General features: G+C 56.2%; 12 protein-coding genes. 4 read left to right on the forward strand and 8 right to left on the reverse strand.

Annotation, left to right across the window (positions count from 1 at the left end; translation table 11 throughout):
• Positions 1-132 precede the first annotated feature (132 nt).
• Both ACGY09_RS04200 and ACGY09_RS04205 read right to left on the reverse strand, forming a co-directional pair.
• Positions 133-1,263, reverse strand: a complete 1,131-nt coding sequence (locus ACGY09_RS04200; RefSeq protein ID WP_397570578.1) for a hypothetical protein — start codon at positions 1,261-1,263, stop codon at positions 133-135.
• A complete protein-coding gene (locus ACGY09_RS04205) occupies positions 1,263-3,683 on the reverse strand; it encodes a glutamine amidotransferase (RefSeq protein WP_397570579.1) in 2,421 nt (806 codons plus the stop codon). Before ACGY09_RS04205 ends, ACGY09_RS04200 begins: the two co-directional genes overlap by 1 nt.
• Positions 3,684-4,134: 451 nt before the next feature.
• Between ACGY09_RS04205 and ACGY09_RS04210 the strand changes: the two genes are divergently transcribed.
• The 3 genes from ACGY09_RS04210 (at position 4,135) to ACGY09_RS04220 (ending at position 9,108) form a co-directional block, all read left to right on the forward strand.
• Positions 4,135-5,217, forward strand: coding sequence for a DUF1559 domain-containing protein (locus tag ACGY09_RS04210; RefSeq protein ID WP_397570580.1), 1,083 nt, complete (start codon positions 4,135-4,137; stop codon positions 5,215-5,217).
• A gap of 156 nt (positions 5,218-5,373) precedes the next feature.
• Positions 5,374-5,868, forward strand: coding sequence for a carboxypeptidase-like regulatory domain-containing protein (locus tag ACGY09_RS04215; RefSeq protein WP_397570581.1), 495 nt, complete (start codon positions 5,374-5,376; stop codon positions 5,866-5,868).
• Positions 5,869-6,324: 456 nt separating this feature from the next.
• The gene (locus ACGY09_RS04220; RefSeq protein ID WP_397570582.1) at positions 6,325-9,108 is read left to right on the forward strand and encodes a hypothetical protein; all 2,784 of its coding nucleotides are present in this window, start codon (positions 6,325-6,327) and stop codon (positions 9,106-9,108) included.
• A gap of 140 nt (positions 9,109-9,248) precedes the next feature.
• Here ACGY09_RS04220 and ACGY09_RS04225 read toward each other — a convergent pair whose 3' ends face one another.
• The 4 genes from ACGY09_RS04225 to ACGY09_RS04240 all read right to left on the reverse strand — a co-directional run bounded on the left by ACGY09_RS04225 (position 9,249) and on the right by ACGY09_RS04240 (position 14,312).
• Positions 9,249-9,917, reverse strand: coding sequence for a hypothetical protein (locus tag ACGY09_RS04225; protein WP_397570583.1), 669 nt, complete (start codon positions 9,915-9,917; stop codon positions 9,249-9,251).
• A gap of 292 nt (positions 9,918-10,209) precedes the next feature.
• Positions 10,210-10,905, reverse strand: coding sequence for a hypothetical protein (locus ACGY09_RS04230; protein WP_373651436.1), 696 nt, complete (start codon positions 10,903-10,905; stop codon positions 10,210-10,212).
• A 111-nt stretch (positions 10,906-11,016) separates the two neighbouring features.
• Complete coding sequence (locus tag ACGY09_RS04235; RefSeq protein ID WP_373651435.1) at positions 11,017-11,463, reverse strand: DUF2752 domain-containing protein; 447 nt, start codon at positions 11,461-11,463, stop codon at positions 11,017-11,019.
• 284 nt (positions 11,464-11,747) lie between these two features.
• Positions 11,748-14,312, reverse strand: coding sequence for a BatA domain-containing protein (locus ACGY09_RS04240; protein WP_397570584.1), 2,565 nt, complete (start codon positions 14,310-14,312; stop codon positions 11,748-11,750).
• A gap of 90 nt (positions 14,313-14,402) precedes the next feature.
• Between ACGY09_RS04240 and ACGY09_RS04245 the strand changes: the two genes are divergently transcribed.
• Entirely contained in the window at positions 14,403-15,398 is a 996-nt protein-coding gene (locus tag ACGY09_RS04245; protein ID WP_397570585.1) for a formylglycine-generating enzyme family protein, read from the forward strand.
• Between the two features lie 160 nt (positions 15,399-15,558).
• Here the strand turns inward: ACGY09_RS04245 and ACGY09_RS04250 are convergent, their stop codons facing one another.
• Together ACGY09_RS04250 and ACGY09_RS04255 are read right to left on the reverse strand one after the other, a co-directional pair.
• Positions 15,559-16,527 carry an acyl-CoA desaturase gene (locus ACGY09_RS04250; RefSeq protein WP_397570586.1) on the reverse strand — a complete coding sequence of 323 codons (969 nt, stop codon included), beginning with the start codon at positions 16,525-16,527 and terminating at the stop codon, positions 15,559-15,561.
• Between the two features lie 211 nt (positions 16,528-16,738).
• Complete coding sequence (locus ACGY09_RS04255) at positions 16,739-16,978, reverse strand: hypothetical protein (protein ID WP_373651431.1); 240 nt, start codon at positions 16,976-16,978, stop codon at positions 16,739-16,741.
• Positions 16,979-17,074: the final 96 nt, after the last annotated feature.

Consider the following 17,074-nt stretch of genomic DNA (forward strand, 5'->3'; position numbering starts at 1 on the left):
AATCGGGTGGGCCACAAGACTCGTGAGTCGTCAATATCGAGGCTCGGATCTCACGAGTTGATTCGCTTCAAAACGACGAACGTCTTGTCGTGAAACCTGTTCCGAGAGACGGCTCTGTCACCGGACGCGACATTACTGCGAACCGTTGTTTTCTTGTCGCTCATTCAGTTCGGCCAGTTCCACCAACAGTCGTTCGAGTTCCGCGAGGTAGTCATCCCGGGGCAAGTCGCCCTTCCGGTCCCTGAGTTGCTCAACCGCCAGCTCAAGTCTGTTCCGCTCCGCCTTCACTTCCGGAGGCAACGCGGAATCAAGTGAGTTGGGGACAAGGTGCCACTGGTGGGCCCGTCGTCCGTCCTGCGGCGGTGCTTCGCTGGGTTTTACGATCGCGCTCAGACCACGGAACTGGTCTGCACGCACGCCGTTGCCGTCTCCGTTGTCGTCGAGCAACGCATGTTCGGTGGCAATCCGTCCGTCCGAATCGTAATACTCGGCCGTCCGTCGAGACGCCATCAGAAATGCCTCCCACAGAGAGGTTTGATTGTCTTTGTCGAGGTCCGCCGCGGGATCTGCGATGGCTTGCGACATGTAATCACCGAAGCGGGAAAAATTCACCTCGGTTCCCGATTTCGTGGCCGCCACCACAATTCGGTTAGGGCTGGCCAGGACGGGAATGAATGCACCGCTGGCGGAGGCACAGTTGATGATCGCAATGGGTCGGCGAATCGGTTTCAGCCACTCATTCAGTTCATCCGCCGAAAGATCCGGCCCACGCAAATTGAACTTTGCCGCGCGTCGGTCAAACGTTCCGTGGCCAATCAGGACAATCCACAGTTCGCTCTGTGAATCATTGTTCTCTTTGTGGATCGCATCGCGAAGGCGGTCGTAGTCGGAGACCTCATTCGCCACTTCCCCTCGATGCCGGCCGATCACGGTCACCGAGACCCCCGTTTCCCTGGCAGCAGCCACCCAGCGTTCGGACCACTGGTAGAACGAGATCTCGAACTGAGGTGTTCCAGAGGCACCGATCACGACAATCAGAGACTGTGGAGGAGAGTGTGGCTGGACGTTCTCAGTCGATTGCGCCCACACTTTTTCCGTTGTCGACAGCGTCAGGAACAACATTCCCGTCAGGGCCGCAGTGCAGAAATCCATACGGTACGCTGACGACCGAACGTGGGCGATCATGAGCAGCCATTGGAATGGGAGCAACCTTGCCGCGGTTGTCTTCACAATTGAGACGATATGACCGAATGAGTTCTCCATCAGGGCAGTCCTTTCCATCGTCGCAGCCCCCATTCCGCACACAAACAGGCGACGATCAGCCCCAGCATCCAGGGCTGGTGCCATAAGGGGATCGTGTAGGCTTCCGTCAGCGGTGCCTTACGGCCCGCCAGCGATGCCACGAACCGTTCAAGTCCATCCAGAGGGACGACTTCACCCGACGTCCGTTCGGCGATTCGCTTCAAAAATGCGACATTGGGTGTGACTTGTGCGAATTCGTCGGCCGACGGGTCAACGGCCCACCCCGTTTCCGCTCGCGCCAGCCGTTCCCCCTCCTGGTCAATGACTTCGACTTCCGCTCGATACCGGCCTGCGAGCCTTGCGGCGAAGGTCGCCTCGTACAATCCCGGTTCCTGCAGCGAAGGTTCACCCGGTTGAGACGCGACGGTACCGTCGGGCAACTTCACGGTGACCGTCACGGAAGCATTGTCCTGTGGCAGAAATTCTTTCGTGCGAATTCGAGCTTCAAGCCGCATCAGCGGGACACCGAGATCGGCCTTGGGAACGGGCCGAAGTTCCACCCGCTCGGGCACGTCAGCAATCAGCCAGCGCACTGTCTGTCGCCACGCCTTCCCCAGATCATCTTTCTCGCGTTGATCATTTGTACGGTCGAGTTGCCACCTCCACAGATCACCCAGCATCATCGCTGCACTGCGACCTCGTCCGAACGGTTGAACGATCAGCCCGGGAAGCTGCTGACCTGACGCATCGACAGCCTCTGCAATCACCGTGGCACCTGGCTTGACGTTTCCGCCGCGATTGAGCGTGAGGAAGTTGGGCAGTTCCAGCAGTCGCTGTTGCTCTTCTGTTTCAGTCGATCGAAGTCGCGCCCAGGGTTGCAGCCAACCTTCGCGAGTCAGCGACAGACGATAGCCGGTCGACGTTGTGGCGGCGGAAGATTGCGTCAGCGAGATCGGCAACATCCGACCGACCGGAGTCCGCTCATATCCCCCCTGTCTGAACGACTCGGCTCCTCCGAGCATCAGCAGCCCCCCCCCGCGCTCACTGACGAACCGTTCCAGCAGTGACAGTTGGTCAGGAGAAAAAAACTCGGCTTCAAGGTCATCAATCACGACGGCGTGAAACTCATACAATTCCTCGAGAGTCTTGGGAAATCCATCGGCAAGTTCTTCGGGGGTTTTTGTATTCAGCCTTACAAGAACCGGTTGATCGTACCGCTCTGTTTCTTCTGTTTTTCCTTCAAAGCCACGGAACAGCGGATTACTGACTTCACCCGCCTTGCTGCGCCAGTCAAATTTCGGCTCTTTGCGAGCGATCCGAATGACACCCGTCAGTTGGATCTGTTCGTCCGAATCAATCGCCCGTTTCAGGTACTTGTATTCCCAGTTGGGTCGACCGCACAGATAAAGAATCCGGTACTTCGTACTGCCACGATCGACGGCGATCAGACGGCGATTATTGGCCAGTGTCGGCTCGATCGAGGACGCGTCTTCGAGAGGTACGAGCAGATCCTGGGCAGCCCCCTCCTCTTTTGCAGGAGTTCCAGTGCGACCTTTGCCTGCTTCATCTTCTTTTCGAACCCGGACTTCATAGAACGAGACGCCCGATTTTGTCGGTCGGATCTGAAACCGAAACGGAAGAGTTCCCGAGTCATTGGAGATGGCCTGTGTCTGCTGCTGGACGACGATTCCCCCTTCGTCAATGACTTCCGCAGTGACCTTGGCGGTCGGCATCGCGGTTGACGTCACATCGGCCTGTATCGTGATCGGCGCATCTTCGAACGCCGTCTCGCTGAGAGTTAAATGCGACACGGACAGGTCTGGAATCGCCTTTGACAGCGAGGGCATCCCCAGCGCGACAGGGTAGACAGGGGGCAATCCGCCAAGATCAAGGTTCAGGTCGTTCGCATCGGTCGCCACTCCGTCGGTAAACAGAAGGACTCCCGCGAGAGGCCGGTCGCGAAAACGTTCTTTGAGCCCATTGAGGACGGCAACCAGACTCGTTTGCGAGCCTTGGAAATCCAGTCCCGAGAAATCCGGAACGCCTTGCAGACGGGAATTGAACTGATACCGCCGTAAGTCAAAATCCTGTCCGAGACGGACCTGCCAGCCTTCCTGCTCGACGTTGAGCAGACGCTTCAGTTGCTCCCCCCGAGTGGTGCTCGCACCGGGATCGCGCATGGTGAGGCTTTGACTGTCGTCTGCCAGAACGACGAACAGATTTGCGCCAGGTCGAACCCGCTGACCATTCCAGAGGGGATCAAGCAGACAGACCGCGAGCAGCAGGAGTCCCATGATTTTGCATAAGGGCGCTAGCCAGCGAGTCACCCCGTCTGTACTGCCCTGTGCATACCGCCAGATGACGAGGATGAGTCCCAACAGAAAGAGTCCCATGGACACGATCAGCCATGACTGCCCTCCGAAGATGAGCTTCCCCAGCATCTTCCGACTGCTCCCTCGACAATTTCCGCTCTCTTTGAACCAACTCGAACACTCCGATGAGCATAACTCTTGCTTCCAAGCGGCAGTAGAGACACCGCCCGAGATTGTGAAAAAGCCATGAAGATCAGTAGCTGTCTGCGAGTGACGAGATCGTCAATACAGGCTCCAAACGAAGAAACACTACGGAAACCACAATTCTTCAATTATTCACAGTTCATTCATCGAGCTTTCTTTTTGCAGGAATAAGCTGCCGCACGCAATTGACTGACTGACCACCAATGAACACGCGTTACGGCGATCTTTGAAGCAGGAATCAGAACTGTCACGTATCGCGACTGAACGGACGAAGCGCCTCGAGAGGGACTCAGGGTGACCAGTCACACAGTCATGGGAACGATCATTCGCCGATTGCGATTGTGTTTTATCCGAATGTACCTATGGAGTTTTTTGAATGCCTCGTTTGATGTCTGAGTCGTATGCTCGATGCGCACCGTCTGGTCGACGGACGAAGCAGGCTGGCTTCACTCTGATCGAGTTGCTTGTTGTCATCGCCATCATCGCCGTCCTGATCGCACTGCTGTTGCCCGCCGTTCAGCAGGCTCGTGAAGCTGCTCGCCGCACCCAATGCAAGAACAACCTCAAGCAAATGGGTCTGGCATGTCACAACTATGAATCCACGTTCCAGTGCTTCCCTTCGTCCGGCGAATTCACTGTCTTTACCAGCGCCAATTTCCGGTCATTTACCCCCGCCTCGACTTTCACGCAGATGTTGCCGTTCATCGATCAGTCGACCGTCTACAACGCGATGAACCTCAATCTGCACTACACGAACTCTGCAAACTCCGTGAACAAGACCTTGGCCAGCACCAAGATTGGGGCGTTCCTCTGCCCCAGTAACGGGTCGACACAGGCTGACCCGTTCGGATATGGGCTGACAGACTATATGCCGATCGCCTATTCCGACGTGACCGACAGCAACCTGCGTGGCAACTCAACCGCCTGTCCGGGACCACAGTGTAAGCAGACCTGGGAAAAGGACTCACTGCTCGGTTTCCACAATAAGATTTCGGAATGTACCGACGGTCTCAGCAACACGATGGCGATCATCGAAGCCAACGGTCGTACGGAAACGGTCTACTCCACCAGCTACGCCTTGGGAGCCGTGTTTGGGGGAACGGGTAACAATATCTATCCCGGAACCGACACCACACAGACCAGCGGAACAGCAGGGGGTGCTCCCTCGTCCGTTCCTGGACGCTGGGCCGATCCAGATAGCGGTTCCGGCATTTCCGGTCCGCCAGCCAACCGTGGTCCTCTGATCAATAACAACAAGATGCCACGCGGCGGGCCAGCTAACTGTCCCTGGACCACCAACAATTGCGGCCCTAACGACGAACCGTTCAGCCAGCACATTGGTGGCGTTCAGGCTCTATTCGGTGATGGTTCGGTCCGATTCCTGAGCGAGAACATGGACTTCTGGCTGACACGTAACCTTGCCGTCCTCGACGATGGCAATGTGGTCGGCGAATTCTAATTAGAACGAAGTACCACAAAAGATGCTCGTCTCTCTATTGGGACCGGTATTGAAAGTGGGTGACGTCGATCTGGGCCGGCTGAATAGCAATCTATTTCGGCCGGCCTTTTTTTCAGTCCTTGCAGGCGATGACCTGCCACGAGAGAGAAGTCGGAAATGACACCGTTAACCTTGGCCGTACGTTGGACTTGTATGGCCAGCCTCGTCTTTACCATTGGGTGCGGCGGTTCCGCTGGCCCGAAACTCGCCCCCGTGAGCGGTGTGGTCACCGCGGGAGATGAACCGTTCGAAGGAGGACTGGTTCGATTCGTCCCGAAGCCCGGCACCAACCTGAACAGCCGCGAGGCAGTGACAGACGCCGAGGGGAAATACAAGATCGAATTCTTCAAAGGAAAGCCCGGACTGGAACCGGGCGAGTACAAAGTCATGTTTTCGCTCTATCAGATGCCGGACGGGTCCCCCGCACCTGACCAATCGGATGAGCAGGATCCGAAGCATCCCAACGAACTGGGCGCAGTCCAATTCGTAGCACCCGAATTTGAAACGGGGAAAGCACCAGCCTGTGAAGTCACAGTCCCGTCCGAAGGGGGCCAGTTCGACTTCGAACTGCCGCCGCTCAAAGCTCAACCGACGAAGCTCGGAAACAAGTAAGCACGACGGTAACCCACCCGAGCACCACTCAAAGACAATGACACGGTTGAATACACTGAGTCATTGTCTTTTGTTCCACTCCCGACTCACTCATCCATTCAGGGTCAGTCTTCGACTTAAGATCCTCTCCTGGGTCCAATAGGCCCTCATCGTACGAGCAGGTGACGTTCTCGGAACAGTTCCACCACTCGTCAAAGCCAGCATCTCACGCGCATTCTTGTCGACAACCCCCGCAGGATGTCTCGATAAGCAACGTAACCCCTTCGTTTGACAGCCATACTGAGAAGAATCTGCTTCGCAACCGAAGTAAGATTTCATCGAACTTCGATAGGGTGATCAGCTCGACCACCTTGTTGTATGTGGTCGCGTCCAAGTAAGACAGGCGTCGCCTGCACGTAACCAGTAATGGTTCGGAGGGGGCCGTCTGTGGTATTCCGTGGTGAGGGGCGTTTTGCGATGCGTGTATGCGACTTTCTCGTTCTCCAGCCGGCGGCCGTTCTGCTGAGTCTGTTGGGACTCTCTGGTGTAGTACTCGGAGTGACGGGCTGCAGTACAGAAGCGCCGCAGGGAGCTGCGCCCGCCTCTCAATCCGCCGAAGTACGCAAGAGCGAAACTCAAGCGGATGCACCGGCGTCTGTCCCAACAACGGCCAGCACGGGTAACGATTCCCCCAGTTCCACTCCTGTCGGGACGGCTGAGAACAGTAAAGAAGAACGATCGGGGCGAGTCGGGCCTGATCCCTTAACCAAACAGGAAAACGAAGTCGCCGAAGGAACACCTGAGGCGTCTGGATCGGAAGTCCACAGTCTCCCCGTCGCGGGGTCGAGTGCGGCCACGGCAGCCACGCAAAGGAAGGCTTTTCACCCCCCTTCCGCCGATCAAATCGCACGCTGGGGTAACGTTCAGCGCACACCCTTTCGTCTGCTTGCGTGTCGAGACGGTTTTGGGGATCCCCTTGTCCAATGCATCGCCCTCAGCCCCGACGGCAGCCGATTCGCCGTTGGAGGAGCAAAGCTGACCCTTTGGAACACATCAGAAACCGAGCCGACAATTGATCTGCTCGCCGAGGTCAAAGGAGAAGAGGGGAATCGCCCAATCCATTCTGCAGCGATTTCACCGGACGGATCTTTCCTCGCCGCCGGGGATCACAAAGGGATGCTCCGCATCTGGAAGCTCGTCGAACAATCCGAGACGACCGCGATCCGCGCACATGAGGGACGGTTAATGCAACTGGCAGTATCTCCCTCGTCGCAGAGGGTTGCCACAACCAGTTACGATGGCGAAGTGCGGCTCTGGGAGACTGCCACGGGGAAAAGCGTCAAAAAACTGAAAGTCAGTGATCGCCAGCTGTCGGCCCTTGGCTTCGTCACCGATGACTTGCTCGCCATTGCCGGAAGCGAAGTCAGCCTCTGGGACATTCCCAGCGGCGAGCGGAAATCTCTGCTCACAACAGGCCCGGTTGTTCACTCCTCATTCGGCCTATCGCCGGACAGAAAAATTGTCGCATTCGCTGACGCCGACTCGAAAACTCATTTCTGGGAGATCGACAAAGAAGAACGTTCGCCGCTGGTCCTGCACGACCCGGCGCCACGTGTGATCGCGTTTTCGGCCGATGGGAAACAACTTGCTGTCGTGGACCAGGACTCGACCGTGCGGATTTTCGACGCCATCACAGGTCAGACGGTGCAGGTCCTGGACGCGACTGGTAGCAGGACGGCAGATTTGAAATGGCATCCCGCAGGTGCACTGATTGTTGCGTCTGAGACCGGTCGAGTTCGCATCTGGGGAACGAACGAGTCGGCAACGATATTGAAAATTGAACCGTTTTCGCTTCCTGAAGTCGCGGTAATCTCGGCGGACAGCCAAACCCCTGCCTCATCCGCTCAGTTGCAGAATGTCATCGATATCCGATCCTTCCCCCGCTTTCCCGGCAGCATACCTCAATGGAGCGACTTTGGAATCGCCGCTTATCAGGTCACCGCTTCCCAGGAAGAAGTCGAGCAGTTTTACCGATACGTACTACCCCTGTTCGGCTGGACGGAGTCGACTGAGGCGAACGAGACACAGCCGGGACTCAGCTTTACCAAAGATCACTGTCGACTTTCCGTCGCGTTTCAACCGGGACAGGTACCCGGACCGGAGGGGGCATTGTCGGTCAATCTGCATTTTGCGGGTCACTTCGACGTTCGCACACTGCCGCGGGTCTCAGCAATCCCTTCCCCGAGTGACTGGAATTCGTTCTCTTTCGTTTCGTACCGCTCCAAAGCGGATATGACCGAGCTGGAAGTCGAGTTGCTCAAAAAATTGCACGAGCAGGGATGGACTCCCTTCAATCGGTTGAACGCCTCCAGTCTTGAGCAACCGGACTTGCGCCTGTACTCATTGCTCAATCGTGGAAGTACGCTCTCGCTGATGATTGGATACTCTGCTGATGCGCCCGACCAGTTGGCCGTTCAGATGAATGTTTCGGTCACGCCCAAGTCATTGCCGATCCCTCCTGATGCTGGCTGGATCGAATTTGATTCATCCACCGACTTGCAGATGGTCGCCACTACCACCATGAACCTGGATCAATCGATCGAATTCTATGACCGCGAAATGGCTCGAGAGGGATGGTTGAAGCGGCTGACAGGCAGAGCGAAAGAGGAAGACAGGGCATGGCTGCCTTATGTGCGTGGGCAGCAGGAAGTGATTGTGCGTCTTAAGTCGCTCTCCGCAGGACAAACGCGAGTCATCGTTGGCGATGCGGAAAGAAACTCATGGCAATTGAAGGAACAGTCCGGCGAAGCTTCCACCTCGGCGCAGACGCTTTTTGAAGCGGCGGATATCCCGGTCCCGAAAGAAGCAACGAATGTCAAATTTGACGCCGATCAAAAACAGATCACGTATGATCTACCCGGTATCTCGCCCCCCAAAGCGGCCGACTCGTTCGTGGAACATCTGTCGAAGTCGGAATGGAAACGAGAAAAATCGGGTGTCATCAGCGATGAGTATGTGCTGGTGACCTGCTCAAAGGGAAAAGCAGAAGTTCAATTGCGTGCGAGGGCTCTCGCGGACAAGACCACAGTGATGATCAGCGGAGACGGATTGGCGTGGGCGAAGCCACTCCCTGCCCCTGCGGTTCGAGTTTCTTACGGCACGTGGCTTCGCCGTGAGAAGCGGGATGCAACACTGAAACTGCTAGATGAATTTGCCCGTGAGATGATGGCCATCCCCGCAAGCAACCCGACGGGTCGGTGAGGCCCGTTCTCGGTGAAACGACCGATCTTCTGTTGCGTTCGGCACCGCAAAGTCGCCGTCGTTCAGGCGCAATAAAAAGCAGCCCGGGAAAACTTCCCTGGCTGCTTTCTCGGTACCTGATGTGTGGTCGGGTCAGTCGATCAACCGCCAGCTGTCGCGATTTCATCGGCGACGTAGTATTCGTAGAAGAATCGACCGATTTCATCACTCAGACGTGTCAGGTATTCACCTTTGAACGTCATGTAAGTCTTGTCGCTGGAACTGACCGGCTGATGCACGGGGTACTTTGAAGTCTTTTCCGCGCTGAAGATCTGTTCTGCGTGGTCGTCTTCGTCCATCTTCCAGACGTTGACGATGCATTCGGCCCGTCCGCGATACAGGTTAGGACTCCCTTCTTCGTACAGCGTAAACTCGTTGAGATCGATGTAGATGACGTAGGTCGTCTTGAAAGCGGCTCCGATTTCCTCGGGCTTATCCCAATCCTTGTTCTCTTCCAGCCAGCCTTTCACGAGATCGGGGGGAACGACCTTGATCTTGTGGGCGTGCAACTGCCACGACACGTACTGAGCCACCTCGTGATCGATGCTTTCAAAGCTGTATTTGATGTCATTGGGGGCAAAGCAGACGACCGCCACGCGGACATCCTTGTCGGTCATGCTTTCCTTTGTTTCTTCATCAAACTTCGGTTCGATCGAGGGAGGACCGCCAAGCAGGTAACCGAAGACAACGAAGTAATTACAGCCACTGACGGCACAACACAGCAGTAGTGCAGCCACCAACGTCGGTAATCGATTGAGGATCGCTCGCATAAGGTTGCCTTTGAGTTACTAAATGACCGTGCGGTAATGATCGTGTTTCTTCGATCCCCGATTTTCGGGGGACCGAACGATTGAGTGGTCTGAGAGAAAACTCGTCGGACCACTCCCGAGCACTGACGTGCACGGCGATTCCAGTTTGTTCATGGCGTTTGTGTTGACGGGTTTGATATCAATTCGAAATGTGTCGCAGTCTGAAAAGCGATTGATCCACCGGTGCTGTGAGCCTGGCACTCCGAACCCAAAGAAGAAGTCAAAGTTCGCACGACTTTGAAGCCCCCCCCAATTAGAAGCTCTTCCCGGGTCGGTGGTTGTAGAATCGTTCGGCGAGCATATCGCACAGTCGCGCCACATATTCCTTGTGAAATACGATGATGGATCGACCGGTCTCAGAGATTGGCTGATGCTGCGGGTAGGTCAGAGCGAACTCACGTGTGTACGCCATCATGGGCCGTCGCCATCCACTCACATCTTCGACTTTCGCAACACGAATGAATCCCGTCGTCTGGCCCCGCAGCAGGTTCTGACTGTTGGGTTCACGCAGTCCGAACGATTGAATATCAATCCAGGCGATGTAATCCGTTTCGAAGTCCTGTGCCAATTGCGTCAGATCGGAACCGATGCCGCCATTGGCTTCCACCCAGTCGGCAACCCGGTCGGGATTGATGATCTTGACGCCATTCAGCTTGAGTCGCCGGGAAACGCCGTCGATCACATCGAGCTTCAGTGCCGATGCGTTGGACTCGACTGACTCGGGAGTCGAACAGACCACCGCGACCGTATGTTCGCCTTTGCTGAGGTCGATCCGTGTGAGGGTCGTGAATTCGGAAGTGATCTTGGGATCACCGAACAGAATCTTGCCGCCGCCGAGCAGCAGTTTCGAACAACCTGCGACGGAAACAAGCGAGCCTGCTGCGCCGATCAGACAGAGCCGTTTCAGGGCTTCGCGCCGATCTGGAGAGGACGAGATTTCATTCATCATTTGCGATCCTTCGCCGAATGACTTCGTTCCCGAAGCGAGATCCGTTGATTACAGATTTCCTGCAGGGCAAATGCCCGTTGTCTATTTGAACTTGCCCTGAACAGAGCATTCTCAGATCAGCGGAAGCAGGCGGGCAATCCATACCACAACCGTCAGACCGCCAACCGTTAGCATCAACACACTGACCACAGTGACCGGTTCATCCACCATCCAGAGACGGCTTCGAACAGCGCTCCAGACTGACCAGGGAATCAGTAACGCGCAGACCATGGCCAGCACGGTTCCGGCCACATTGGCGCGAACCGCACCCGCGAACTGACCTCTGACGAAGTGAGAAAAACAGGTTGTCATTCCACAGCCGGGACATGGGACACCAAATAACAGTCGAAATGTGCATGGAGGCAGCCCAAACTGCTGATGAGTCCCGAAACCTCGGGGATCGGGATCCAGCAGAATGGCGGCACCAAAACCGATTGACAGGGCGAGCGCCATGGCGAGCAGAACCGCTCGACCGACGTTCCCGACAGGGGCTCCGGTGGACTGCCGAAAGTTTGACATGAGTTTGAATTACGGGAGAAACGGGTGATAGTCGCAAAAAAAGTTGCGAGCAAGATCGATTGTCGCAATTGTCGCCGTTAAGACTGAGGCCATTGGGGATTCCGTATCAACTCCGGCAGGAATTGCATTTCAGTCTGCTATTGGGTCTTCTCAGCCATCTCAACTGCCGCATTGTCCATCAGACACAGCCAAGCTCGAATGGAGCACCAGTTCCGTTCCCCTTATCAAGTTGTCGTCCGCGTCGCGGAACAGGGAAACCCGCTTTGAGGCCCCTGTCTCCCTCGTCAGACTTCATCCGTTCGATAGAAATACGTAGCCGTGAACTGTTCCAACGCAAAAACAGCGACCAGCAATCCTACAACAAAGCTGTACATTTCCTGCCCCATGCGTCCGGTGGCGACTGTGCGAACGAGACTCAGAGGATCGCGGCTGACCGCGTAACGCCCTTGTCCGAGCATTGAGTCCAGATCGTTCGTTTCCAGCCGTCGCAAATCGCTTTCGCTGGCCGGCAGGCGGATGCTGAATCCACTGTGAAAGTCGGGCTGCCCTGCGGCAGAATCAACCTGGTAGGAACCAATCGTGGTCAGATCCTTCAGATTCAAGATCCCTGCTGTTGCCGTCGCATCCTCTGTTCGCTGCTTGAAGTCGGGCATGCGGACGACGATTTTCTGGGGAGATTGATCCCGTTCCAAGGGAAGAGCAACTTCGTCACCGACGACAAAATTCGACCGGAACGAAGCCTGCTGAGCCAGATACTGAGTCAACTGGTCGGCAAACACAAACGAGAACGCCGTCCCGACGAGATCATTCCACTGCTCGTTATCTATGGAGGTCGACATGAGCATCACCCGGCCGCGGCCCACGCGTCGTTCCAACAACACGGGTGATCCCTGCTGCCCATCCAACCGCGCCACCGTCACCGCAGCACCGTGAGGATCAACCCTCCAGTAACGGCGAATTTCCATCGAACCGAATTCGGCGAATACTCCTGTTTCTTCCAACCGCTTCAGCAGTACGTGCTGCGTCTGCCGCAAGTCCATGTAATGAGGCTTGGCCCCCGCAGTCGTCACGGCCACAAGCTTTGCCGGAAGCAGACTCTGCGCTTCCGAAGTGTTATATGAAACTGGATCGATCTGGTTGGAACCGGGGCGAGTACTCAATACAGAACTGGGAGCTCCCAGAAACACTCCCAATCCCCCGCCGGCGTCGACATAACTCTGGAACCGCTTCCACAGTGCCTGATCCGGTGACGGCAGGTTGATCAGAAAAATCACGTCAAAGGTTTTGAAATCGATGCCGCCGAGCTGACTGACCGGACGAAACTCTGTCCGAAAGTCACTGATGCGGGCAGACGCAACGTAGTCGAGCGCAGACTGCCAGTAGAATGCCGCATCTTTGGATCCAGCGACGACAAGCACCTTCAGAGGGGGCAGCGTTCGGACGGTGAAACTCGCCATGTCATCGATGGCCAACGGATCAGATCCCACGATACGGAGCTCGCCCTGCTGATAGGGGGGAGCAACCTGGGGAATCTCAAACGTCAGTTGCCGTTCGACACCTTTTTCGAGTTGGGCGGACTGTTGACCCCGCTTCAGCAGCTTCCCGTCAGGACCTCCCACCAGAAACTCAACTGTCAGATCGGACTTCACGGCCCCGACGGCGGACAGCATGACCTCCAGTCGCAGGGGGCCCCCGGCGGGAACCGTTTCGCGGGACAGCCTCACCCCGGTGATTCCCGCATTGGACGGCGTCGGCTCACCCACATCGATCAGATACACAGCGACCGTCTTGAGCCGTTCCAGTTCGTCCAGCAACGCAGTCGAAGTTTCCTCGCGCCACGCGGAACGGGTCAGATCCGTGAACAGGTAAATCTCTCTCAGATATCGATCCTGCCGTTTATCTGCGGGAAGGGACGACTGTTCTCCCGTGATGCGACGTCGGTCGTCCTCCTGCCCCAGCAGCGCGGTTCTCAGACGCTCGTTTAACGACAGAGAGGTCGTCTTGATTTCCGTGGCATCGATTCGGCTCCGAGCCGCCTGAAGGTCAAGCGAGAAAGCGGGCGCCGTTGTGTCATGAGATGTCGTCACAGCTACCTTGCTTCCTGAGGGAAGTCGACTCAGATGATCGCACGCAATTTGCTGAGCCGCCTGCAGTCGGCTCTGGTTCCCCTGTCGATAGCTCATACTCGGGCTATTGTCGAAGAGTAAGACCGCGGCCACGGGAAGCTGATCGGCGACTTTCGGCACCGGATCTTTGATTTCGGCTGAAACTCGCCGCGCGTAGGGGACGCCGACCCCCAGCAGCAACCCCAGGACCACGGCGGTACCAAGGCCACCTCGCAGGAAGGTACGCCGAGTCAGCCACTCATTCCGCGACCAGTTCCGGCCCTTCCAGCGATGCAGGACCGCAAAGTACGTCGTCAGTGCCAGTCCGGCTACCAGCAGCAACGTGAGCCACTCGCGCCAGATCAAGCCGTAGTTGGCGGGCGGGAGAGAGGGGCGCGTCAGTGCGAAGACGATCATCGCAATGACGAGCACTCGCAACAAAAGCAGCCAGAGATGTCGCAATTGCAACCGACGGACGTTCTGTCGACGATTCTGTTGAATGAGTCGCAATGCAGGAAAAATCAGCCGTTTGGGTTTGGCGCGCAACAGGAGATGAAGCACGATGGGAATTGCAGCCAGTCCCAATCCAAACAATAATGCGGGATGCAAAAGCGACATAAGTTCGCGTGCTGACGATAAATGAGGAACGGTGGACTTTCTGACCAGAGTCGTGCAGGCTTTCGGCTGGAAATTGTACTCGTTGAGACGAAGTCGGATACTGAGCGGCCGAAAGTTTCTGCCCATTGACGCCATCCTCAGCGGCGAGACAATTCGGCGTCCTCGCTGGAACTGCTGTCAAATTGTATTGGTACTTCATTTGGAAGGTCGCCGCACATGCGGAATCATCTGAGACGCGGAGCTACCGGGGTGCTCGCGACAATCGCCTGCTTGTTTGTGTCGACTGAACTTACGGCTCAGGCGCCAGACAAAAACGTCATCTCCAATTCGATCAATATGAAACTGGTCGAAATCCCCGCCGGCGAGTTCGAAATGGGGGCGGAAGCAGATATCGAAGAAACGCTCCGTAAATTCCCCGACTGTGATCGCACCTGGATGATGGCCGAACTTCCCCGACACAAGGTGAAGATCACCAAGCCGTTCTACATGGGGCAGTACGAAGTAACGCTCAACCAGTTCCTGAAGTTCTATCACGATTCCAAATACAAAATTGACGCGGAAATCGATGGAAACCCCAGTTGGGGATTCGACAAAGAGGGCAACCTCATTGAGTCGTTGCGATTCCGCCCTTGGGATCCGATCGCCTGGAAAATCGAACTCAACCATCCTGTGATTTATGTCACTTGGGACGACGCGGTCGCCTTTTGTGACTGGTTGACGGCGAAAGAAGGGCACCTGTACCGGCTTCCGACCGAGGCTGAATGGGAATACGCCTGTCGGGCTGGAACCTCGTCTCAATATTCCTTCGGGGATAACCCGGAAGAACTCGTAAAGCACGCCAATAGCGCCGACAACAGTCGGTTGAAATTCTTCTATCCAGGGACGACCGATGCGGACGTGCGTTCCCGTTTCGTGTCGGGAGACGACAAGTTCGTCTGGACAGCCCCCATCGGACGGTTCCAGCCGAACAACTTCGGTCTGTACGACATGCACGGAAACGGCTGGGAATGGTGCTCGGACTATTTCGAGCAGAACTACTACGAAGATTCACCAACCGAAGACCCGCTCGGTCCCGTGGAAGGGGAAACGCATGTCCTGCGAGGGGGCGGGTTCTACGATGCCCCCTTTCACCTGCGATGTGCCCGAAGGCATAGTGAATTGCCGTCGGGTCGCGACTACGGCTCGAGCTTCCGCGTTGTTCGAGAAAAGTAATCGCGGCACCTGGACAACGTGTCTGCCAAGCGATGTCGTCCCGCGATCTGGGACGACCACGTGAGGCTTCCAGCACAAAGGAGCTGTTCAGCCCGCTCGACGGATCAGCCAGCCGATCCTCAGGACGCTGGTGAGGGCGTGTCTCTCAGGCGTTACCGGTTCAAGCCGAGATTCGTTTTACGGCTTCATCGACGACCAGTTCATTTTCGATGTCGAATTGCACCGTCGATACTGCCTCATGAGAGATGGCTGGGCGTTTCACAACATTCCACGCCAATCCAGTCCGTTTCATCATACCGACAATTGCGTAGCTCATGTCGATTTCCCACCAGCGGTGTCCATGGCAGGCAACGCGAGGAAACGCGTGATGGTTGTTGTGCCACCCTTCGCCCCAGGCAAGGATCCCGACCCACCACAGATTTCGACTGTTGTCACGTGTCTGGTAAGTGCGATATCCCCACATGTGCGAAGCCGAGTTCACAGCCCAGGTGACATGCAGCATGTAGACCAGCCGGGCGAACATGCCCCAGGCAACAAGAGAAATCGCTGTGTTCAGATCCCAGATCAGCAGACCAGCACCGAACATGATGATTCCCAGGCCGAGATGAATCCAGAGGAAACCTCGATCCAGCAGCCGCAGCGATCGGTCCTTCATCAGGTCCGGAGCATATTGGCGATAGAGTTGAGCCCAGTGCTGTGATCCGTGCCGCGGGAACATCCAGTTCATGTGGCTCCACCAGGCGCCGTCACGAGGCGAGTGGGGATCATGCTCCTGATCACTGAAACGGTGGTGCTTTCGATGGGCTGCCACCCACATGATTGGGGGGCCTTCCCCGGCCAGCGTCCCGCAGAGTGCGAAGAACCAGCGAATCGGCCGGTATGTCTCAAAGCTGGAATGGGTGAGCAGACGATGGAAACCGATGCAGATTCCCAGACTGCCAGTCACCCAGCTCAGGAATGCAAATAACGTCAGTCCGACCCACGAGAAGTAGAACGGCGCCAGCAACGCTCCCAGGTGCAGAAACCCGATCCAGAGCACGGCTGACCATTCCAGCCCGTCTTTCCATTTGTTGTTATCTACGGCGTCACTTTGCGCGCCCCCGGCTAGCGTACTGGTGTCACCGCTCATTGATCATGGCCTCAGTCGAGAAGAGATTGATAGACGAAAAATCACCTTTGTGGCAGTCGTCTAATGGATTCTCAAATTTCTTGCTAGGCCAAACTGAATTTCAGAAGCTGTTTCCTGTGTATAGGTTATCGCCCGCGTGTTCCAAAACTGTCATTTCGGCACCCAACCGTAGATGCGATCGTGAGTTCCGACCGTGCGTTATTGCCACATGTCAACTCTGCTTGACATCGTTGGCTGCCATCATGAAATTGGCGCGATCCTGTTGCTCAGCACTCAATGCGTCCAATAGTGCGAGAGCATTCGCGTAGCGCAAATCCCCCTTCAACGCATCTAAGCCAGCTTGACCATTTCTCCGGAGCGAGACGAGTTCCGCGTTCTGCAGTTCCATCTCAAGGAAGTGGCACAGCCAAATGTGTGAGGGCGTAGTGGCACGGTAGGAAGAAGCATCCATGAGAGAATCCTCGACTGAAAGGGGCGTTCCAAGTCCTTTTGCGGAGCGGCCACACAGCATGTGTACGCCACCAGGATTAGAACGGACCGTAATCCG

It is taken from the genome of Schlesneria sphaerica (assembly GCF_044336245.1).
Taxonomy (GTDB): domain Bacteria; phylum Planctomycetota; class Planctomycetia; order Planctomycetales; family Planctomycetaceae; genus Schlesneria; species Schlesneria sphaerica.